The sequence below is a fragment of the Streptomyces sp. NPDC059456 genome (assembly GCF_042750055.1).
Lineage (GTDB): Bacteria > Actinomycetota > Actinomycetes > Streptomycetales > Streptomycetaceae > Streptomyces.
Window position 1 is genome coordinate 1 of the sequence record NZ_JBHYVA010001068.1, and the last position, 1,667, is coordinate 1,667.

The window sequence follows — 1,667 nt, forward strand, 5'->3', positions numbered from 1 at the left end:
GGTGGCCGATGCCCTGGGCCTCACCGTGGACGACCTGACCGGAGCCAGTGCCCACCGCGTCGCCGGCCGGTCCACCGCCCGGCGCGACAGCGCGCCTTCGAGACGGGGACCCGCGCCGCCGCCTGGGGCGGCACCACCACCATCGTCGACTTCGCCGTGCAGAGCAGGGGCCAGTCCCTGCGGCAGGGGCTCGACACCTGGTACGACAAGGCCGACGGCAAGTGCGCCGTCGACTACGCCTTCCACATGATCCTCTCGGACGTCAACGAGGGGACCCTGAAGGAGATGGACCACCTGGTGGGGGAGGGCGTCACCTCCTTCAAGCTGTTCATGGCCTACCCCGGCGTCTTCTACAGCGACGACGGGCAGATCCTGCGCGCCATGCAGCGGGCCTCCGGCAACGGCGGGCTGATCATGATGCACGCCGAGAACGGCATCGCGATCGACGTCCTCGTCGAACAGGCCCTGGCCCGCGGCGAGACCGACCCCCGCCACCACGGCGAGGTCCGCAAGGTCCTCCTCGAAGCAGAGGCCACCCACCGGGCGATCCAGCTCGCACGCGTCGCCGGATCACCGCTGTACGTCGTCCACGTCTCGGCGGAGGAGGCGGTGGCCGAGCTCGCCGCCGCCCGCGACAAGGGCCTTCCGGTGTTCGGCGAGACCTGCCCGCAGTACCTGTTCCTGTCCACCGACAACCTGGCGGAGCCCGACTTCCAGGGCGCCAAGTACGTCTGCTCCACCCCGCTGCGGCCGAAGGAGCACCAGGCCGCCCTCTGGCGGGGCCTGCGGACCAACGACCTCCAGGTGGTCTCCACCGACCACTGCCCGTTCTGCTTCCGCGGCCAGAAGGAGCTCGGACGCGGCGACTTCTCCAAGATCCCGAACGGGCTGCCGGGCGTGGAGAACCGCATGGACCTCCTCCACCAGGCCGTGGTGGACGGGCACATCAGCCGCCGCCGCTGGATCGAGATCGCCTGCGCGAGCCCGGCCCGGATGTTCGGCCTCTACCCCCAGAAGGGCACGATCGCGCCCGGCTCCGACGCCGACATCGTCCTCTACGATCCGCACGCCGAGCAGGTCATCTCCGCCGAGACGCACCACATGAACGTGGACTACTCGGCGTACGAGGGCAAGCGGATCACCGGCCGCGTCGACACCGTGCTCTCCCGCGGCGAACTCGTCATCGACCGCCGCGAGTACACCGGGCGGGCCGGCCACGGGGTGTTCATCCCCCGCTCCACCTGCCAGTACCTCTAAGGAACCGTGATGGACTTCGGCCTCGTCCTGCAGACAGACCCGCCCGCCTCCCAGGTGATCAGCCTGATGAAGCGGGCCGAGCGCAACGGCTTCCGCTACGGCTGGACCTTCGACTCCGCCGTGCTCTGGCAGGAGCCGTTCGTCATCTACAGCCAGATCCTCGCCCACACGCAGAAGCTGCACATCGGCCCCATGGTCACCAACCCCGGCACCCGCACCTGGGAGGTGACCGCCTCCACCTTCGCCACGCTCAACGACATGTACGGCAACCGCACGGTCTGCGGCATCGGCCGCGGCGACTCCGCCATGCGCGTCGCCGGACGCAAACCCAACACCCAGGCCCCCCGCGGGGAGGCCCTCGACGTCATCCGCGTCCGCGCGGGAGGCCGGGAGGGCGAGGTCGACGGCCA

Annotated in this window: 1 protein-coding gene and 1 pseudogene; both read left to right on the forward strand. The window is 70.2% G+C overall.

Annotated elements, in window-relative coordinates; genetic code table 11:
- Positions 1-96 precede the first annotated feature (96 nt).
- A pseudogene (hydA, locus tag ACFXA3_RS42205) lies at positions 97-1,257 on the forward strand (dihydropyrimidinase); the annotation flags it as partial.
- 9 nt (positions 1,258-1,266) lie between these two features.
- Positions 1,267-1,667, forward strand: a 401-nt coding sequence (locus tag ACFXA3_RS42210) for an LLM class flavin-dependent oxidoreductase (RefSeq protein WP_385196782.1), incomplete at its 3' end; no start/stop codon positions are given.